The sequence below is a fragment of the Streptomyces sp. NBC_01717 genome (assembly GCF_036248255.1).
In the GTDB taxonomy this organism is placed as follows: domain Bacteria; phylum Actinomycetota; class Actinomycetes; order Streptomycetales; family Streptomycetaceae; genus Streptomyces.
In genome coordinates this window covers 3,998,218-4,017,120 of the sequence record NZ_CP109178.1, presented here as the reverse complement: position 1 = coordinate 4,017,120, position 18,903 = coordinate 3,998,218, and the positions used below count along the sequence as shown (strand labels likewise).

18 protein-coding genes are annotated in these 18,903 nt (G+C 69.5%); 10 read left to right on the top strand and 8 right to left on the bottom strand.

Translation table 11 applies throughout. The annotated features are described in order from the left end of the window. Nucleotides 1-237: 237 nt before the first annotated feature. Nucleotides 238-603 carry a hypothetical protein gene (locus OHB49_RS17990; RefSeq protein ID WP_030979626.1) on the top strand — a complete coding sequence of 122 codons (366 nt, stop codon included), beginning with the start codon at nucleotides 238-240 and terminating at the stop codon, nucleotides 601-603. Here OHB49_RS17990 and OHB49_RS17985 read toward each other — a convergent pair. Beyond that, complete coding sequence (locus OHB49_RS17985; protein WP_443079536.1) at nucleotides 600-1,970, bottom strand: THUMP-like domain-containing protein; 1,371 nt, start codon at nucleotides 1,968-1,970, stop codon at nucleotides 600-602. The genes OHB49_RS17990 and OHB49_RS17985 overlap by 4 nt on opposite strands. Nucleotides 1,971-2,042: 72 nt before the next feature. Here OHB49_RS17985 and OHB49_RS17980 point away from each other — a divergent pair, with 72 nt between their 5' ends. The 3 genes from OHB49_RS17980 (at nucleotide 2,043) to groL (ending at nucleotide 4,812) form a co-directional block, all read left to right on the top strand. Continuing rightward, nucleotides 2,043-2,468 carry a hypothetical protein gene (locus OHB49_RS17980; protein WP_329161496.1) on the top strand — a complete coding sequence of 142 codons (426 nt, stop codon included), beginning with the start codon at nucleotides 2,043-2,045 and terminating at the stop codon, nucleotides 2,466-2,468. Between the two features lie 310 nt (nucleotides 2,469-2,778). Continuing rightward, nucleotides 2,779-3,087, top strand: a complete 309-nt coding sequence (gene groES / locus OHB49_RS17975) for a co-chaperone GroES (RefSeq protein WP_030914297.1) — start codon at nucleotides 2,779-2,781, stop codon at nucleotides 3,085-3,087. Between the two features lie 99 nt (nucleotides 3,088-3,186). Further along, entirely contained in the window at nucleotides 3,187-4,812 is a 1,626-nt protein-coding gene (groL, locus tag OHB49_RS17970; RefSeq protein ID WP_030914299.1) for a chaperonin GroEL, read from the top strand. 112 nt (nucleotides 4,813-4,924) lie between these two features. Here the strand turns inward: groL and OHB49_RS17965 are convergent, their stop codons facing one another. The 3 genes from OHB49_RS17965 to OHB49_RS17955 form a co-directional block, all read right to left on the bottom strand. Further along, nucleotides 4,925-5,620, bottom strand: coding sequence for an ester cyclase (locus OHB49_RS17965; protein ID WP_329161493.1), 696 nt, complete (start codon nucleotides 5,618-5,620; stop codon nucleotides 4,925-4,927). Nucleotides 5,621-6,097: 477 nt separating this feature from the next. Beyond that, nucleotides 6,098-6,871: an SDR family NAD(P)-dependent oxidoreductase gene (locus OHB49_RS17960; protein WP_329161491.1), complete on the bottom strand. Its 774-nt coding sequence runs from the start codon at nucleotides 6,869-6,871 to the stop codon at nucleotides 6,098-6,100. A gap of 34 nt (nucleotides 6,872-6,905) precedes the next feature. Continuing rightward, the gene (locus tag OHB49_RS17955) at nucleotides 6,906-7,580 is read right to left on the bottom strand and encodes an MOSC domain-containing protein (RefSeq protein WP_329166525.1); all 675 of its coding nucleotides are present in this window, start codon (nucleotides 7,578-7,580) and stop codon (nucleotides 6,906-6,908) included. 90 nt (nucleotides 7,581-7,670) lie between these two features. On the opposite strand from OHB49_RS17955, the gene OHB49_RS17950 reads away from it, so the two are divergent. Beyond that, nucleotides 7,671-8,561: a LysR family transcriptional regulator gene (locus tag OHB49_RS17950; RefSeq protein WP_030979615.1), complete on the top strand. Its 891-nt coding sequence runs from the start codon at nucleotides 7,671-7,673 to the stop codon at nucleotides 8,559-8,561. A 44-nt stretch (nucleotides 8,562-8,605) separates the two neighbouring features. Here OHB49_RS17950 and OHB49_RS17945 read toward each other — a convergent pair whose 3' ends face one another. Then, the gene (locus OHB49_RS17945) at nucleotides 8,606-8,944 is read right to left on the bottom strand and encodes a WhiB family transcriptional regulator (protein ID WP_313938775.1); all 339 of its coding nucleotides are present in this window, start codon (nucleotides 8,942-8,944) and stop codon (nucleotides 8,606-8,608) included. A 413-nt stretch (nucleotides 8,945-9,357) separates the two neighbouring features. On the opposite strand from OHB49_RS17945, the gene OHB49_RS17940 reads away from it, so the two are divergent. From OHB49_RS17940 to OHB49_RS17925, 4 genes are all read left to right on the top strand, one after another. Continuing rightward, nucleotides 9,358-9,969: a response regulator transcription factor gene (locus tag OHB49_RS17940; RefSeq protein ID WP_003948568.1), complete on the top strand. Its 612-nt coding sequence runs from the start codon at nucleotides 9,358-9,360 to the stop codon at nucleotides 9,967-9,969. A gap of 276 nt (nucleotides 9,970-10,245) precedes the next feature. Then, entirely contained in the window at nucleotides 10,246-10,821 is a 576-nt protein-coding gene (locus tag OHB49_RS17935; RefSeq protein ID WP_030084428.1) for a sigma-70 family RNA polymerase sigma factor, read from the top strand. Nucleotides 10,822-10,960: 139 nt separating this feature from the next. Continuing rightward, nucleotides 10,961-12,466: an IMP dehydrogenase gene (guaB, locus tag OHB49_RS17930; RefSeq protein WP_030979609.1), complete on the top strand. Its 1,506-nt coding sequence runs from the start codon at nucleotides 10,961-10,963 to the stop codon at nucleotides 12,464-12,466. Nucleotides 12,467-12,581: 115 nt separating this feature from the next. Further along, nucleotides 12,582-13,706 carry a GuaB3 family IMP dehydrogenase-related protein gene (locus tag OHB49_RS17925; protein WP_030979608.1) on the top strand — a complete coding sequence of 375 codons (1,125 nt, stop codon included), beginning with the start codon at nucleotides 12,582-12,584 and terminating at the stop codon, nucleotides 13,704-13,706. Between the two features lie 66 nt (nucleotides 13,707-13,772). Here OHB49_RS17925 and OHB49_RS17920 read toward each other — a convergent pair whose 3' ends face one another. Both OHB49_RS17920 and OHB49_RS17915 read right to left on the bottom strand, forming a co-directional pair. After that, on the bottom strand, nucleotides 13,773-14,357 hold the full coding sequence (locus tag OHB49_RS17920; RefSeq protein ID WP_329161483.1) for a hypothetical protein: 585 nt from the start codon (nucleotides 14,355-14,357) through the stop codon (nucleotides 13,773-13,775). Between the two features lie 108 nt (nucleotides 14,358-14,465). Next, the gene (locus tag OHB49_RS17915) at nucleotides 14,466-15,728 is read right to left on the bottom strand and encodes a nucleotide sugar dehydrogenase (protein WP_030979604.1); all 1,263 of its coding nucleotides are present in this window, start codon (nucleotides 15,726-15,728) and stop codon (nucleotides 14,466-14,468) included. Between the two features lie 248 nt (nucleotides 15,729-15,976). Here OHB49_RS17915 and OHB49_RS17910 point away from each other — a divergent pair, with 248 nt between their 5' ends. Next, nucleotides 15,977-17,683, top strand: coding sequence for a glycerol-3-phosphate dehydrogenase/oxidase (locus OHB49_RS17910; protein WP_329161478.1), 1,707 nt, complete (start codon nucleotides 15,977-15,979; stop codon nucleotides 17,681-17,683). On the opposite strand, the gene OHB49_RS17905 is transcribed toward OHB49_RS17910, so the two are convergent. Further along, complete coding sequence (locus OHB49_RS17905; RefSeq protein ID WP_329161477.1) at nucleotides 17,620-18,789, bottom strand: serine hydrolase domain-containing protein; 1,170 nt, start codon at nucleotides 18,787-18,789, stop codon at nucleotides 17,620-17,622. The genes OHB49_RS17910 and OHB49_RS17905 overlap by 64 nt on opposite strands. Between the last annotated feature and the right edge of the window lie 114 nt (nucleotides 18,790-18,903).

Sequence of the window (18,903 nt, the reverse complement as noted above, 5' to 3'; positions counted from 1 at the left end):
GGGCTCTCCGCTGTCGACCGACCCCGCCCGTCCCACTTGTCGTTCATAAACCTCCGGACGATCGGGCGGCCGCTCGGTCCGATCGGCGTCACCAAGGCCTTCGTGCACCGCGGTCGGGTGCTGCGGGTGCTCGTCGGGGCGCGGGTCCGAGCCGCTGTTCTCCGTCGGCGGCGCCCACCGCTGCCCCCGCCCCTATCCTGGCCGCGTAGCAGGATCCGCGCAGGGGGAGGGTGTCACATGGAGTGGTACTGGTGGGTGCTCATCATCTTCTGGACCGGCGGCTTCGGATGGGCGGTCGACAACGTCCGTACGGCGCTGCGCAACCGGCACACCCGCAAGCTGGAACTGCTGGAGGCGAGCAAGCAGGAACGCCTGGCCGTCGAGGCGGCGAACCGTCCGCCGGAGCCGGTCTGCGGCTGCACGCACCACCTTGCGAAGCACGACAAGCAGGGCAAGTGCCATGAGCGGATCGAGGTCCCGACGGCCTGGGACGAGAGCAAGAAGCCGGTCCGCTTCGAAGCCGGGCAGTGCAACTGCCAGCAGTACGTCGGCCCGCAGCCGCTCTCCCAGGTGTACGCAGAAGACCTGACCGACCTGGCCTAGGACCATTCCGGCCGCACGGGGTGGCCGATCAGCATGGTCGGCGCCCCGGCGACCCGGGTCAGGAACACCGTCGCGGCGTTCGGGCCCTGGAGCTTCATCTTGCGGCGCAGCTCCTCCGGTTCGACGGCCGAGCCCCGCTTCTTGACGGTCAGGACGCCGACCTTCCGCTCCCGCAGCAACGCCTTCAGCTTCTTCATGTTGAACGGCAGCCGGTCGGTGATCTCGTACGCGGAGGTGTACGGGGAGTCGTACGGCTCGTCGCTCGTGACGTACGCGATCGTCTCGTCGATCAGCCGGCCGCCCGACCGCTCCACGATGTCGGCGACCAGATGCGCACGGATGACGGCGCCGTCCGGCTCGTGCAGATAGCGGCCGACCGGGCCGACGGGAGGAGCGGGCAGCGCGGCCGGAGCCGACAGGGTCGCGCCGGCCGGGAGCAGCGTGGCGCGGTACGAGCCGGCCGTGAAGCCCTCGCCGAACCAGAGCACCGCCTCCTTCACATCGCCACCGTCCGAGATCCACTCGGCCTCCGCCTGCGCCGGGACCGCCTCGTGCGGGATACCGGGGGCGATCTTCAGCGCGGCGCGGGGGGCCTTCAGCGCGGCGCCGGTCGCCCAGGAGAGCGGCGGGGAGTACGCCTCCGGGTCGAAGATCCTGCCGCGTCCGCCGCGCCGGGCCGGGTCGACGAAGACGGCGTCGTACGCGGCGGTGTCGATCTCGGTGACATCGGCGCACCGCACCTCGATCAGGGCGTCCAGCCCGAGCGCGGCGGCGTTGGCGCGAGCCACCTCGGCGGTCAGCGGGTCGCGGTCCACGGCGAGGACGGAGATGCCCCCGCGGGCGAGCGCGATGGCGTCACCACCGATCCCGCAGCAGAGATCGGCGACGCTGCGCACGCCGGCTGCGGCGAACCGGCCGGCCCGGTAGGTGGCTACCGACGTACGGGTCGCCTGCTCGACACCGTTCGGCGTGAAGAACATCCGGTACGCGTCCTCGGCACCGAACTTCGCCACCGCCCGCTGCCGCAGCCGTGCCTGCCCCAGCGCCGCCGAAACCAGTGCTGCCGGGTGGCTGCGGCGCAGCCGGGTCGCGGTGGCGAGCTCCTGGGCGGGGTCGTAGGACCGCAGCTCGGTCAGGAGCGCCGTGCCCTCCGGGGCGCGCAGTGCCGTGAAGGCGGCGAGCGGGTCGGTGAGCGGGTCGGCGGCACCGGACGGGGCGCTCGGGTTGCTCGGGTCGCGCGGGTCTGTCGGGCCGGTCGGGGCGAAGGCGTTCACCGGCCCATTGTGAGCCAGCCGGGGGACCGCTCGGGGCCCGGCGGCGGTGTCGGGCCGAGTGATCGTTCGGCTGCTGTCAGTATCCAAGATCATGTGGTCTTACGACAAAAGGAAGAATTTGCCATGACGGGGCGGAGGCCTGGATGCGAGGTTCCCCGCGCGGTCATGAAGACCACCACGGACAAGGGGTACGCAGTGGTGCGGGCCGGAGGACCACGTATGAGCCGGGCGCGGCGGCTGCTCGCCGGACTGCTGGCGGCCGGTTTCCTCCTGGCCGCCACCGCGGGGTGCGCGCAGTCGGTCGACCCGATCGAACGACTGGGCCGGAAGGCCGCGCAGAAGGTGCAGGGCCCGCACCGGGCACCGGTGGCGAAGCCCGGGGGGACGTCGGAGTCGGGGCCGAAGGCGGGCGCGCGGGGTGAGCTCGGGGCGCCCGGGTCGTGGGCCGGCACCGTCTGCGGGCGGCGGGACCGGTCGCAGGAGTCCGCGGACTCCCGGCCGTCGCCACCGCTGAAGCAGCGGCACCGGTCGCAGGGCCGGCCGGAGTCGTACGGCGCCGTGGACCCCGGCGCCGGGTGCGAGCGGCAGTAGCCGCGTGCCCGTGGACCTCGCGGGCCTGTGAACTTCACCCCGCGGGCCTCGCCCAGGGCGCATGTTCCTGGACCTCGCCCGGGGGACCTTCGCCTGGGCTGTCACGCCACGACCGCACGTAATTGGCACTCCGCTTGACCGAGTGCTAATCGCGGTCATAGTCTCGGCTCTGGCACTCCCCACTGGAGAGTGCCAGCAGTACTGCGCGACTGGCAGGTCCGGCACCCGCGACGACGGATCCACCTGGTCGCCACCCCAGACAGTTAACCCCGCAGTTAACCCCGAGATCTCCGAAGGGGGAGGCCGGATCGTGACGACCACCAGCTCCAAGGTTGCCATCAAGCCGCTTGAGGACCGCATTGTGGTCCAGCCGCTCGACGCCGAGCAGACCACGGCCTCTGGCCTGGTCATCCCGGACACCGCCAAGGAGAAGCCCCAGGAGGGCGTCGTCCTGGCCGTGGGCCCGGGTCGCTTCGAGAACGGCGAGCGTCTTCCGCTCGACGTCAACACCGGTGACATCGTGCTCTACAGCAAGTACGGCGGCACCGAGGTGAAGTACAACGGCGAGGAGTACCTCGTCCTCTCGGCTCGCGACGTGCTCGCGATCGTCGAGAAGTAATTCACCCACGTTTGCTTCTGTTCTGCGCCCCTGGCCCCCTGCGAAATAACTAGCCGGTGGTCGGGGGCGCAGTTCGTTTGAGAGGACAGCTCAGCTCCCATGGCGAAGATTCTGAAGTTCGACGAGGACGCCCGTCGCGCCCTTGAGCGTGGCGTCAACAAGCTTGCCGACACGGTGAAGGTGACGATCGGTCCCAAGGGCCGCAACGTCGTCATCGACAAGAAGTTCGGCGCTCCCACCATCACCAACGACGGTGTCACCATCGCGCGCGAGGTCGAGCTCGACGACCCGTACGAGAACCTCGGTGCCCAGCTGGTGAAGGAGGTGGCGACCAAGACCAACGACGTAGCGGGTGACGGCACCACCACCGCCACCGTGCTCGCCCAGGCGCTCGTCCGCGAGGGCCTGCGCAACGTTGCCGCGGGTGCGTCCCCGGCCGCCCTGAAGAAGGGCATCGACGCCGCGGTCAAGGCCGTGTCCGAGGAGCTCCTCGCGACCGCCCGACCGATCGACGACAAGTCCGACATCGCCGCCGTGGCCGCGCTCTCCGCGCAGGACTCGCAGGTCGGCGAGCTCATCGCGGACGCGATGGACAAGGTCGGCAAGGACGGTGTCATCACCGTCGAGGAGTCCAACACCTTCGGTCTGGACCTCGAGTTCACCGAGGGCATGGCCTTCGACAAGGGTTACCTGTCCCCGTACATGGTGACCGACCAGGAGCGTATGGAGGCCGTCCTCGACGACCCGTACATCCTGATCCACCAGGGCAAGATCGGCTCGATCCAGGAGCTGCTCCCGCTGCTGGAGAAGGTCATCCAGGCCGGTGGCTCCAAGCCGCTGCTGATCATCGCCGAGGACGTCGAGGGCGAGGCCCTGTCGACCCTGGTCGTCAACAAGATCCGTGGCACCTTCAACGCCGTCGCGGTGAAGGCCCCGGGCTTCGGTGACCGCCGCAAGGCCATGCTCGGTGACATCGCCACCCTCACGGGTGCGACCGTCATCGCCGAGGAGGTCGGCCTCAAGCTCGACCAGGCCGGTCTGGACGTGCTGGGTACGGCGCGCCGCGTGACCGTCTCCAAGGACGACACGACCATCGTGGACGGCGGCGGCGAGCCCGGCGACGTCAAGGGCCGGGTCAACCAGATCAAGGCCGAGATCGACTCCACGGACTCCGACTGGGACCGCGAGAAGCTCCAGGAGCGCCTCGCGAAGCTGGCCGGCGGCGTGTGCGTGATCCGTGTCGGTGCCGCCACCGAGGTGGAGCTCAAGGAGAAGAAGCACCGTCTGGAGGACGCCATCTCCGCGACCCGCGCCGCGGTCGAGGAGGGCATCGTCTCCGGTGGTGGCTCCGCTCTGGTCCACGCCGTCAAGGTCCTCGAGGGCAACCTCGACAAGACCGGCGACGAGGCCACCGGTGTCGCGGTCGTGCGCCGCGCCGCCGTCGAGCCGCTGCGCTGGATCGCCGAGAACGCGGGCCTCGAGGGCTACGTCATCACCTCGAAGGTCGCCGAGCTCGACAAGGGCCAGGGCTTCAACGCCGCGACCGGCGAGTACGGCGACCTGGTGAAGGCCGGCGTCATCGACCCGGTCAAGGTCACCCGCTCCGCGCTGGAGAACGCCGCGTCCATCGCGTCGCTGCTGCTCACGACCGAGACCCTGGTCGTCGAGAAGCCGGCCGAGGAAGAGGCCGAGGCCGGTCACGGCGGTCACGGTCACTCGCACTGACGCGTAGCCGCACCGGCGCACAGCCGTAGAAGGCCCCCTGTTCCCTCCGCCCAGCGGCGGGAACAGGGGGCCTTCGGTCTTCTTCGTTCCTCGGTGCCCGGTCGAGCGCGGTTCAGTCGAGCGCGCCGAGCTGGCGCATCAGGCCCATGATGTCTTCGTGCCACCAGCCCTCCTGGATCCTGCCGTCCCTGAACCGGAAGATCGTGGTGCCGGTCATGATGCACTGCCTGCCCGTCGGTGGGATGCCCATGAAGTCGCCCTTGTGGGTGCCGGTCCAGGTCCACAGCGTCACGACGTCGTCGCCCTGGCAGATCTGCCGGTCCAGGTCGAAGGAGAAGTCGAAGGCGGCCCGCCATCCGATGAGATCGTCCCGGAGGTTGCCGGATCCGATCACGGTGTCCTCTTCCTTCGCGATGTCGTGGTCGGCGTAGTCGACCGCGAACACCTCGCCGATGGCGTCCAGGTTGCCGCCGACGGCGATCTCGTGGAAGAACCGGCGGGACAGTGTCTGGTTCAACTGTTCGTCGCGGACCACGTCGAGATCGGTGAAGGTGGGCGTCCCGTCGCAGAGCGCCACCATTTCCTGGAAGATCCGGTCGGTCTCCGGCAGCTTGGAGTTCGCCACCGCGTCTTCGTACGACGGGAATTCGACGATCTCCACGAAGTGGGACCCGTCGGAGCGGTCCTTGCCGATCAGGCTGTGAGTGGCGGTCCGGGAGCCCTTGGTGTGCTCGACCCACTCGTCCATGAGGCGGTCCATGTCATCGAACCGCTCCGTCTTGCAGTCGATTACTTGTACGAATCTCATGGCGTCTCCCGGTCTCACGAGCCTGGATGGGATGGTTCCATTTTATTGGGATACGGGGTTCGTGACGGTTCGGGTGAAGCGGTCGGACCGAGTGATTCAGGCTTCTCGGCAGGCACCGGCTTCCCGAAGGACGGGCCGGCCGCGAACCGTGCCGTCCTGTCCGGCGCCTGGCCCGTCGACCGGTGCGACTCGGCACTGAGCGAGGGTGCGGCATGCGGAGTCGGCAGCACATTCGGAGGGCCGTGCAACGGCGCCGTCCCGGACGGAAGGTGAATGTCCGTCACAGCGGACGTGGTGCGGCGCGCCCCGGCGTATCACCGAAGGCCCGAGCTGCGCCGCGATCTCCGGCTCGGCCCGCCCTCGCCGCCCGTGCCGTCATCGGGAACAACAGCGGCGAGGACCGGTTCGGCAACGGACCGAAGCCCGCCGCCCCGAGATCGGCGCCTGCGCGGGCCGCGGCATCCGATAAGAACCCGCTCACTGCGGTCCGTACTTGCGGCCCGTCTTGGAGGTGACCCCGCCGAGCAGGCCGCGCGGCGCCACCTTCACCAGCCCCATCAGCGTCTTGTACCGCGCATCCGGGATCGAGACGGACTTGCCGCGCGCCAGATCCGCCAGCGCCGCCGCAACCAGCTTGTCCGCGTCGAGCCACATCCAGCCCGGGATGTTGCCGGTCCCCATCCCGGCCCGCTCATGGAACTCGGTCCGTACGAAGCCGGGGCAGAGGGCCATCAGCCGCACCCCCGAACCGGCCAGATCCTTCGCCGCGCCCTGGGTGAACTGCACGACCCACGCCTTGGACGCGCCGTACGTCCCGCGCGGCACGAACGCCGCCACCGAGGCCACATTGACGACCCCGCCCCGCCCGCGCTCCTTCATTCCGGCCGCGGCCGCCGAGGTCAGCCGCAGCACCGCCTCGCAGTGCACCTTCAGCATCTTCAGCTCATCGGCCGTCGACACCTCCAGATAGCGGCCCTTGTTACCGAACCCGGCGTTGTTGATCAGTAGATCGACGGATTGCCGACGGTCCGTCAGTCGCGCCTCGACCGAGGCGATCCCGGCGTCCTCGGACAGGTCGGCGGTCAGCACCTCGGCCTCGATGCCATGCAGGTCGTGCAGTTCGGTGGCCTGCTCCCGGAGTCGCTCGGTGTTGCGCGCCACCAGCACCAGGTTGTGCCCATCGGCCGCGAGCCGCCGCGCGAAGGCGGCCCCGATCCCCGCGGTCGCGCCCGTAATCAGTGCAGTCGTCATACGCGGCACGTTAGTGCCACGCCCACCGCGGGGATCACTCGCCCGTGGCCACCGACTCCACGTACTTCAGGGCGGAGCGCAGCGTCCGGGGATGGAGTGCGTCCCGGGCCGGGAGCAGCTCCGGCAGGAGCTCCCGGCGCGTCGTCGCGGCCAGGAACTCCAGCTGCACGGTGACGTCGTGGTCCGGCCGGTGCACGATCTCGACCGGGTCCCCGGCACGGATGTCGCCCGGCTCGAGCACTCGCAGGTAGGCACCCGGAGCGGCCGCCTCCGTGAACCGCTTGACCCAGCGGCTCTCGTCGAGGTGACCGGCGAACGTACGGCACGGAATGCGGCCGGACGTGACCTCCAGCACCAGGCCGGGGCCGATCCGCCAGCGCTCGCCGATCTTCGCGCCGCTCACGTCCAGTCCGGAGACCGTCAGGTTCTCGCCGAACGCGCCGTTGGCCAGCGTGCGGCCGAGCGAGCTCTCCCAGGCGTCGAGGTCCTCGCGGGCGAACGCGTACACGGCCTGGTCGGTGCCGCCGTGATGGCGCAGATCGCAGACCGCGTCCCCGGCCACTCCGCTGCCGCCGGTGCCCTTGGGGCCGGGATCGCTGACCCGCACCGGGCCGTCGGCCGGCCGCTTGTCGATCCCGGTGACGCCGCCGGGGGCGTCGGTGCAGTCGACCGCCTTGGGTCGTCCCACGTTCACGGTCAGCAACTTCATCGGCTTCATAAGGAGCAACGTTAACCACCCCGCCTCAAAGCTGCAGGCCGGATATTGGCTTCCTCCCCAAGATGGCCTTATGGTTGAAAGGTGATCGAAGCCCGTCATCTCCGTGTCCTGCGCGCCGTGGCCGCCACCGGTTCGTTCTCCGCCGCCGCGCGTGAACTGGGTTGCACCCAGCCCGCGGTCAGCCAGCAGATGAAGGCCCTGGAGTCCTCCGCGGGCACCCCGCTGCTGATCCGCACAGGTCGCGAGATGAGGCTCACGCAGGCGGGTGAGGCGCTTGTACGTCACGCCTCCGGCATCCTGGCCGGGCTGACCGCCGCCGAGGAGGAGATCGCCGCGATCGCCGGGCTGCGGGCCGGTCGGGTCCGGCTCGTCTCGTTCCCCAGTGGCAGCTCCACCCTGGTTCCCGGCGCCCTCGCCGCCCTCCGCGCCGCCCACCCCGGTACGAGGGTCTCCCTGGTCGAGGCCGAGCCGCCGCGCTCGGTCGAGATGCTCCGGGAGGGGGACTGCGACATCGCGCTGGCGTTCCGCTACGGCACCTCCGGCGCCGAATGGGACGACCTGGTCGTACGTCCGCTGCTCACCGACCGGCTGATCGGCCTCGTCCCCGAGGGGCACCGGCTGGCCGGCGCGGATGCGGTGGGGATCGGTGAACTGGCCGACGAGTCCTGGATCGCGGGCTGCCCGCGCTGCCGCCGTCAACTGGTGGAGGTCTGCGAGGAGTCCGGCTTCACCCCCCGGATCGACTTCGCCACCGACGACTACCCGGCGGTGATCGGCCTGGTCGGCGCCGGCCTGGGGGTGGCCGTGCTGCCGGAGCTGGCGATCGAATCGGTACGTCCCAAAGGGGCCCGCACCGTGACGGTGGAGCCGGCGGTCGAGCGTGAGATCGTCGCGCTCACGCTCCCGGACCTGGCCCAGGTCCCGGCCGTCGCGGCCACGCTGGACCAGCTTTCCCTGGCGGCCGCCCGCTAGGGAGTGCAGGAACGTTTCTTCGATCGTTCTGTGCGGTTCGAGGGTCAGCCGTGCCCCGAGGAGGCGCTCAGTCCCGATGGCGCCCCTGCTGTCGCGATCAGTCGGTTGCGGGCCCGTCCCATGAGCTCTTCGCGCTCGTCCTCGGTCAGTCCGCCCCACACTCCGTAGGGCTCACGCACGGCCAGGGCGTGCGCTGCGCACTCGGCGCGTACCGGGCATCGCATACAGACCTCTTTCGCCGAGTTCTCGCGGGCGCTCCGGGCTGCTCCGCGCTCACCCTCCGGGTGGAAGAACAGTGAGCTGTCGACCCCACGGCAGGCCGCCAGCAGCTGCCAGTCCCACAGATCGGCGTTGGGTCCGGGAAGGCGGGAGAAATCTGCCATTGCTTGTCCCCTCGAAACCATGCTGAGTCGGCTACGCGGTAGTCGTTCGTCGGTGACCGTGCTCATGACCGTACATCTACGGTGTAAGTAGATGTAAATATGACTGATTGCGAATCTATCCACAGACACCAGCAAAAGGGAAGAAAATCCGCTAAATGGGGCATACCTTCAGGTGAAGCTTCGATTGACGACTGGACAATCCGCGCCGCTCTCCTCCGTGTGCGACTCCTCACGTAGAGTGCCGAACCTGGTCGTCGGACCCGTAACTCTTTCGAGTGACCATCGTTGAGAGGGCGGAGGCGGTTGACGGAAAAAGCGATCGGGCAGATGTCCGAGAGTGTCAACCGCACAGGTGACGACTTGTATTCAGCCTGGAGGCTCAAGGTGACGCGCATCAGCTGCGGAGGACGTTCATGACATCCGTCCTCGTCTGCGACGACTCCCCGCTTGCCCGAGAGGCGCTCCGTCGCGCGGTCGCGACCGTGCCCGGCGTCGAGCGTGTGACGACGGCGGCCAACGGTGAGGAAGTTCTCCGCCGCTGGGGTGCCGACCGTTCGGATCTCATTCTGATGGACGTACGCATGCCCGGTCTGGGAGGTGTGGAGACGGTCCGGCGGCTGCTCTCCGCCGACCCCGGGGCGCGGATCATCATGCTGACCGTCGCCGAGGACCTGGACGGTGTCGCGCTAGCGGTCGCCGCCGGTGCCCGCGGCTATCTGCACAAGGACGCCTCCCGCGCGGAGCTGCGGGCGACCGTCACCCAGGCGCTGGCCGATCCGACGTGGCGGCTTGCCCCGCGTCGGCTGCGGTCGGCCGAGATGGGTGCGGCGCCTACGCTCACCGCGCGTGAGATCCAGGTGCTCGAAGGAATGAGCCACGGCCGTTCCAACGCGGAGATCGGGCGCGAGCTCTTCCTCTCCGAGGACACGGTGAAGACGCACGCCCGGCGGCTTTTCAAGAAGCTCGGCGCCTCGGACCGGGCGCACGCCGTGGCGCTCGGCTTCCGCTGGGGCCTGGTGCGCTGATGACCGGCGATGGCCGGTAGGCGGTGTCCCCGTCCGCCGGAGGGTGGACGGGGACACGGGGGTGCCGGACCGCAGATCGGGAGCCCGGCCCCCGCGGTATGTGACGCTTCCCGGCCGATGCCGCATCCTTGAGATGTGGAGTTCCTCGGGAACGATTCGGTCGAGCGGAAGGGGAGGGCGCAGGACATGACTTCCGGCGCACCCGCTCATAACGCTTCGGTGCACAACTACGGACGCGGTGTCACGGATGAAGCGGCACCGAGGCACCATGGTCCGATGCGCGACGACGAGACGACGGTGATCGGTGCTCTGGTGCACCGTGCCGTCGACGGCGACGCCCAGGCCACCCATGATCTGCTGGCCCATGTCCATCCCCTCGCCCTGCGCTACTGCAGGTCCCGGCTGAACCGGCTGCCCGGTGATGCCCGCCACTTCGTGGAGGACCTGGCGCAGGAGGTCTGTGTCGCGGTGCTGATGGCGTTGCCGCGGTACAAGGACACCGGCAGACCCTTCGAAGCCTTTGTCTTCGCCATCGCCGGCCACAAGGTCGCCGATCTCCAGCGCGCCGCCATGCGGCACCCGGGATCGACCGCCGTGCCCTCCGACGAGATGCCGGAGCGGCCGGACGATTCGCTCGGGCCCGAGGAGCGCGCGCTGCTCAGCAGCGATGCCGCCTGGGCCAAGAAGCTCCTCGCCAACCTCCCGGAGAACCAGCGTGAGCTGCTTGTTCTCCGGGTCGCTGTCGGTCTGACCGCCGAGGAGACCGGGCAGATGCTCGGCATGTCGCCGGGTGCCGTCCGGGTCGCCCAGCACCGTGCGCTGAGCAGGTTGCGGGCCCTCGCCGAGCAGTGAGCGGCACCGGCTTCACCCCGGAACGGAGTTCCGTACGAAGCTACAGAACCTCTAGGTGATCTTGCTCGTGGAATGAGACACCCCCGGAGGCCGTTAGCATGGACATCCGCACCGATCAAGGCCATTTGGGGAAGGTGTCATGACTGCAAACGTCGACGGAGTGCCCGAGAAATTCGCGTCGCTCGGGCTGACATACGACGACGTGCTGCTGTTGCCCGGCGCGTCCGACATGGCGCCCGATCAGATCGACACTGCCTCGTACATCTCTAAGAACGTGCGGGTGAACATCCCGCTGCTGTCCGCCGCGATGGACAAGGTCACCGAGGCCCGCATGGCGATCGCCATGGCCCGCCAGGGTGGCGCCGGTGTGCTGCACCGCAATCTCTCCATCGCGGACCAGGCCAACCAGGTCGACCTGGTGAAGCGTTCCGAGTCCGGCATGGTCACCGACCCGATCACGGTGCACCCGGACGCGACCCTGCGCGACGCCGACGAGCTGTGCGCCAAGTTCCGCATCAGTGGCGTGCCGGTGACCGACGGGGCGGGCAAGCTCCTCGGCATCGTCACCAACCGTGACATGGCCTTCGAGGCGGACCGTTCGCGCCAGGTGCGCGAGGTCATGACGCCCATGCCGCTCGTCACCGGCAAGGTCGGCATCTCCGGCGTGGACGCCATGGAGCTGCTGCGCCGCCACAAGATCGAGAAGCTTCCGCTGGTCGACGACGCCGGGGTTCTCAAGGGCCTCATCACCGTCAAGGACTTCGTCAAGGCGGAGAAGTACCCGAACGCCGCGAAGGACAAGGAAGGCCGGCTGCTGGTCGGAGCCGCCGTCGGTGTCGCGGGCGACGCCTTCGAGCGGGCCCAGGCACTCGTCGAGGCGGGCGTCGACTTCATCGTCGTCGATACCGCGCACGGCCACTCCCGTCTCGTCTCCGACATGGTCGCCAAGATCAAGTCGAACGCGTCGGGTGTCGACGTCATCGGCGGCAACATCGCCACCCGTGACGGCGCCCAGGCGCTGATCGACGCCGGCGTCGACGGCATCAAGGTGGGCGTCGGCCCCGGCTCCATCTGCACCACCCGCGTGGTCGCCGGCATCGGCGTTCCGCAGGTCACCGCGATCTATGAGGCGTCGCTCGCCGCCAAGGCGGCCGGTGTCCCGGTCATCGGCGACGGTGGCCTGCAGTACTCCGGAGACATCGCCAAGGCCCTGGTGGCCGGTGCGGACACCGTGATGCTCGGCTCGCTGCTGGCGGGCTGCGAGGAGTCCCCGGGCGAGCTGCTCTTCATCAACGGCAAGCAGTTCAAGTCGTACCGCGGCATGGGTTCGCTCGCCGCGATGCAGACGCGTGGCGAGCGCAAGTCGTTCTCCAAGGACCGCTACTTCCAGGAGGGCGTCGCCTCCGACGAGAAGCTGGTCCCCGAGGGCATCGAGGGCCAGGTCCCGTACCGCGGCCCGCTCTCCGCGGTCGTCCACCAGCTCACCGGCGGTCTGCGCCAGTCGATGTTCTACGTCGGCGGCCGCACCGTCCCGGAGCTCCAGGCCAACGGCCGGTTCGTCCGGATCACCTCGGCGGGGCTCAAGGAGAGCCACCCGCACGACATCCAGATGACGGTCGAAGCGCCGAACTACAGCAGGAAGTAACGCAACAGAACAGGTGAGGGGCGGTCCGGGCGTACTGGGACCGCCCCTCACCTGTGTGTCGGGGATACTGGAAAACGCAGACAGTACGCCTAGGGAACTGAAAGGCCACACCATCGTGACTGAGATCGAGATCGGGCGCGGCAAGCGCGGCCGCCGGGCGTACGCCTTCGACGACATCGCCGTCGTACCGAGCCGTCGCACCCGCGACCCGAAGGAGGTCTCGATCGCCTGGCAGATCGACGCCTACCGGTTCGAGCTGCCGTTCCTGGCCGCTCCGATGGACTCCGTGGTCTCCCCGCAGACCGCGATCCGGATCGGTGAGCTGGGTGGTCTCGGCGTCCTCAACCTCGAAGGCCTGTGGACCCGGCACGCCGACCCGCAGCCGCTCCTCGACGAGATCGCCGAGATGCCCGTGGAGTCGGCGACCCGCCGCCTCCAGGAGATCTACGCCGCGCCGATCCAGGAGGAGCTGATCGGGCAGCGCATCAAGGAGGTGCGCGACTCCGGTGTCGTCACCGCCGCCGCGCTCTCGCCGCAGCGCACCGCCCAGTTCTCCAAGGCCGTCGTCGACGCCGGCGTCGACATCTTCGTCATCCGCGGTACGACGGTCTCCGCCGAGCACGTCTCGAGTGCGGCCGAGCCGCTCAACCTCAAGCAGTTCATCTACGAACTGGACGTCCCGGTGATCGTCGGCGGCTGCGCCACGTACACCGCGGCCCTGCACCTGATGCGTACCGGCGCGGCCGGTGTCCTCGTCGGGTTCGGCGGCGGCGCCGCGCACACCACGCGCAACGTCTTCGGTATCCAGGTTCCGATGGCGACCGCGGTCGCCGATGTGGCCGGGGCCCGCCGCGACTACATGGACGAGTCCGGTGGCCGGTATGTGCACGTGATCGCGGACGGCGGCGTCGGCTGGTCCGGCGACCTGCCGAAGGCCATCGCCTGCGGCGCCGACGCCGTGATGATGGGCTCCCCGCTGGCCCGTGCGACGGACGCGCCCGGTCGCGGCCGGCACTGGGGCATGGAGGCGGTCCACGAGGACGTGCCGCGCGGCAAGCTGGTGGACCTGGGCTCCGTCGGTACGACGGAGGAGGTCCTCACCGGCCCCTCGCACACCCCTGACGGCTCGATGAACATCTTCGGTGCACTGCGCCGGGCGATGGCGACGACGGGGTACAGCGACCTCAAGGAGTTCCAGCGCGTCGAGGTGACGGTGGCGGACTCGCAGCACCGCCGCTGATTTCACTCGGACATACGGGAGGGCCCGGACCGCATGAGCGGTCCGGGCCCTCCCGTATGCGTGCGGTCAGTTGCTCGCCTTCCTGGCGCCGCTGTACGCCGCGAAGGCGCCGATGGCGAGGAACAAATACGTCTTGAAGTCCGCGGTCTCGCTCCAGGCATCGGTCAGCACACCGAACTTGTCGAAGAAGACGTCCGTGAACGAGACGCTGTACTTGTCGGACACGATCACGGCCATGCCGATGAGCTGTCCGAGGTAGACAGCACCGAGCGACAGGACGGCGCTGACGATCGGCAGGACCGGGTTGCTGCCGCCGACCTTCCCCGCGCCGAAGCCGACCAGGAGGCCGACGCCGATGGCGATGTAGCCGACCTCGCGCTCGATCGCACCGGCGATGACGCCGTAGAGGATCGCCGCGACGATGGCAGCGGCCACAGCGGTGGCTACACCCAGACCGATGTTGTTCCGCATGGGGGCGGGGGCCGGGGTGAACGGCACGCCGCCGAACTGGCCGGGCTGTCCGGGCTGCTGACCGGCGAACGGGTTGCCGGTCGGGACGCCGGGCTGGCCCGGCTGCTGGGCGGCGAACGGGTTGCCGCCGCCGGGCTGGGCGTCGTACGGCTGGTTCGGCGGTGGCACGGGCTGACTCATGGTGCTGGATCCCCCCTGGGACGGAAGCGCACGACTGTGCGAGAAGTGACGCCGCAGGCTAGCAGCCGTCTCCGACATCGCCCACCGAAATCCTTGGGGGGACAGCCCTCACAGCCGGTGCGCCGCTCCTGCCGGGGTGGCTCCCCGGGTGTCCAGGAGGAGTTGGGCCTTCACCGCGAGGCCCTGCAGGTCGTACGTACGGTGGTGCTGGAGCAGCACCGTCAGGTCCGCGCTCGACGCCGCTTCGTACAGCGAGTCCGCGCGCGGCACCGGCAGTTCGCGGACGCGCCAGTCCAGGACGTGCGGGTCGTGGTAGCCGATCTGCGCACCCATGTCCATCAGCCGGTTGGCGATCTCCCGGGCGGGGGAGGCCTCCTGGTCGGCCAGGTCCGGCTTGTAGGTGACGCCGAGGAGCAGGACCCGGGCTCCGCGGACGGACTTGCCGTGTTCGTTCAGCAGGGTGGCGCAGCGCTGGATCACGTAGCTCGGCATCCGGTCGTTGATCTCCTGGGCGAGCGAGACCATCCGCAGCGGGTGGCCGGGGGTGCGACTGCTGTACGGGAGGAAGCCAGGGTCGACCGGGGGACAGTGACCGCCGACGCCGGGGCCCGGACGGAACGGCTGGAAGCCGAACGGCTTGGTCTCGGCGCACCGGATGACGTCCCAGAGGTCGACGCCGAGGTCGTGGCAGAGCACTGCCATCTCGTTGACCAGCGCGATGTTGACGTGCCGGAAGTTGGTCTCCAGGACCTTCGTCATCTCGGCCTCGCGCGGCCCGCGGGCCCGTACGACCTTGTCGGTCAGCCGGCCGTAGAAGGTGGCGGCCGATTCGGTGCAGGCCGGGGTGAGGCCACCGATGACCTTGGGGGTGTTGCTGTAGACGTGGGTGCGGTTGCCGGGGTCGAGGCGGCTGGGGGAGCACGCGAGGTGGAAGTCGCGGCCTGCGCGCAGCCCCGATCCCTCTTCGAGGAGGGGACGCACGAAGTTCTCGGTGGTGCCGGGGGGCACGGCCGACTCGAGCAGGACGGTGGTGTGCGGGCGCAGCCGGGCGGCGAGGGCGCGGGCGGCGTCGCCGACGGCGCTGAGGTCGAGGGTGCGGTCGGCGCCGAGGGGGGTGGGCGCGCAGATCACGGCGGTGCGGACCCGGCCGAGTTCGGCCGGGTCGGTGGTGGGCCGGAAGCCCCCCGAGAGCATCCGGCGGATCTCCGAAGCGGAGAGGGAGCCTTCGACGGGTGTGCGGCCGGCGGAGAGCTCGGCGAACGGGCGGGGGTCGGTGTCGTAGCCGACGGTTTGGATACCGGCGGCGACGGCGGCTTGGGCGAGGGGCAGACCGAGGTGACCGAGTCCGATGATGGCGAGGTCTGCGGGCATGTGGGTGGCCGTCCTTCCCTAAGACCATGAAGGCTGAAAGCGCAACCGCTGGGGACAGTGCAATGTCACACTAGGCTTAAATATGACCTATATGTCGCATTGTGTGGCTCTCGTCGACCGGGTGTTGTCCACAGGCGGTGGCTGAAGTCGCGGACCGCGGACAGAATCGAGTGGTGGGCACGGGCACCCGACCCCGCGGTCGGACCGCATCCCTGTGCCGGACCACCCCGATCTACCGGGAGGCAGCAGTGAGGACAGCGACACTGGGACCCGCGGAGCGTGCCGAGGCGCTCGCCGCGCTGGCCGAGCGCGAACTGGACGTGCTGGTCGTGGGGGCGGGCGTGGTCGGCGCCGGGACGGCGCTGGATGCGGCCACAAGAGGACTCTCGACCGGGCTGGTCGAGGCGCGCGACTGGGCTTCCGGCACGTCGAGCAGGTCGAGCAAGCTGATCCATGGCGGGCTGCGTTATCTGGAGATGCTCGACTTCGCGCTCGTACGGGAGGCGCTGAAGGAGCGTGGGCTGCTGCTGGAGCGGCTGGCCCCGCACCTGGTGAAGCCCGTGCCGTTCCTCTATCCGCTGCAGCACAAGGGCTGGGAGCGGCTCTACGCCGGTTCGGGTGTCGCGCTGTACGACGCGATGTCGGTGTCGTCCGGGCATGGTCGCGGGCTGCCCGTGCATCGGCATCTCTCCCGCCGCCGCGCCCTGCAGGTCGCGCCCGCGCTCAAGAAGGACGCACTGGTCGGAGCGTTGCAGTACTACGACGCCCAGATGGACGACGCCCGCTATGTGGCGACGCTGGTGCGCACGGCCGCCGGCTACGGCGCGCACGTGGCGAACCGGGCGCGGGTGATCGGCTTCCTGCGAGAGGGCGAGCGGGTCGTCGGCGCGCGGGTGGAGGACGTCGAGGCGGGCGGGGAGTACGAGGTCAGGGCCAAACAGGTGGTCAACGCCACCGGGGTGTGGACGGACGACACCCAGGCGCTGATCGGCGAGCGCGGACAGTTCCATGTCCGGGCGTCCAAGGGCATCCATCTGGTCGTCCCGAAGGACCGCATCCACTCCTCGACCGGTCTGATCCTGCGGACCGAGAAGTCCGTGCTGTTCGTGATCCCGTGGGGGCGCCACTGGATCGTCGGGACGACGGACACCGACTGGGACCTGGACAAGGCCCATCCGGCGGCGTCCAGCGCCGATATCGACTACTTGCTCGAACATGTCAACTCGGTCCTGAACACCCCTCTGACCAGGGACGACGTTCAAGGTGTCTATGCCGGGCTGCGCCCCCTGCTGGCCGGTGAGTCGGACGCGACCAGCAAGCTCTCGCGCGAGCACACGGTGGCGCATCCGCTGCCGGGGCTCGTGGTCGTCGCGGGCGGCAAATACACGACGTACCGGGTGATGGCGAAGGATGCCGTCGACGAGGCGGTCCACGGCCTCGACCAGCGGGTGGCGGACTGTGTCACGGAGGACATCCCGCTGCTGGGTGCGGAGGGGTACCGGGCCCTGTGGAACGCGCGGGCGAGGATAGCGGCCCGCACCGGGCTCCATGTCGCCCGAGTGGAGCATCTGTTGAACCGGTTCGGATCCATGACCGAGGAGATCCTCGAACTGATCGTCGCCGACCCCTCGCTCGGCGAGCCGCTGCCCGCGGCGGACGACTACCTGAAGGCCGAGATCGTCTACGCCGCCTCGCACGAGGGGGCCCGCCATCTCGACGACGTACTGACGCGGCGGACCCGGATCTCCATCGAGACCTTCGACCGGGGCACCCTCAGCGCGCGGCTCTGCGCGGAGCTGATGGGGCCGGTGCTGGGGTGGAACAAGAGCCAGATCGAGCGGGAGGTGGAGCACTACGAGAAGCGGGTGCAGGCGGAGCGGGAGTCGCAGCGTCAGCCGGACGACCAGACGGCGGACGCGGCGCGGCTGGGCGCACCGGACATCGTGCCGGTCTGAGCCGGTCCGCGGCCCGGCCGGGACGTGCCGGACAGCCCCTGGTGAGGCCTGCAGAACTCGGCTTCGAGAAGGGCCGGTTCGAGCGTCGCATCGGACAGGCTGTCCGTGTTGATGCGGAACGTCAGGGTGTGCCGGCCGTCGCGGGTGGCGGCCGTGCGGACGTAACTGCCCGCTATATGGCCGTTATGCCCCCAGACGGTAGTGCCGCAGGAGAGCTTCTGCGGATAGATGCCCATGCCATAGATCCCGTCCGCCGTACCGGTGTTCAGCAGGGTGCTCAGCTGGGCGGGCGGGAGCAGGCGCCCGCCCAGCAGGGCAGCGTAGAAGCGGTTCAGATCGGCGAGTGTGGAGATGAGCTCGCCCGCGGCGCCCGCGGTGCGCGGGTCGAGCGCGGTGACATCGCGGAGGCTGCCGTCGGCCGGGTCGCGCGAGTAGCCGCGGCCGTGCGGTGCGGGCAGCGTGGTGCGGGCGCCGGGCAGCGACGTGCCGGTGAGATGGAGGGGGTTGATGATGCGGCGGCGGATCTCGGTGGCGTAGCTGTGTCCGGTGACGTGCTGAACGACGAGGCCGAGCATGACGTAATTGGTGTTGGAGTAGGCGAAATCGCCGGTGGTGTTCGTGGGGCGGTGCGCGATGGCCGCACGGACGGCGGCGGTGGCGGTGACGGGGTGGGCGTCCGTGTCGGCCGTGTAGTCGTACAGGCCGCTGGTGTGGGTGAGCAGGGCGCGCAGGGTGATGCGGCGGCCGTCGTTGCCGTGTCCGTGGACCAGTCCTGCCAGATGCCGGTCCACGGTGTCCGACAGCTGCAGCCGTTGCTCCCGGGCGAGTTGGAGGACGACCGTGGCGACGAAGGTCTTGGTGATGCTGCCTGCCCGGAACCGGTCCTGCCGCCCGATGCCGGGGCCTGTCGAACGGTAGGTGTCGTACGGGGCGGTGGAGGCTCGATGGGCCAGAAGGGCCGCAGCCGGAGCGCCGCCCTGGGCGACGAGCCGAGGAAGGTAGGAGGCTGCGGGAGTCAGATGTGGTTCGCTGGGCAGGCTCGCCGTTCCGAGGCTGAGCAGCGTTATCACCAACGGGGTGATGAGCAGCGACCTGATTATCGGCATGGCAGGGAGTCCCTTCCTCCGGCCACATCATGACGGACCACGGACCCGGCACCATGACCGGTCCCGGGGTGAGGGACAATGAACGCTCTGCCAGGGCGGGTTGATCGCAGAGGG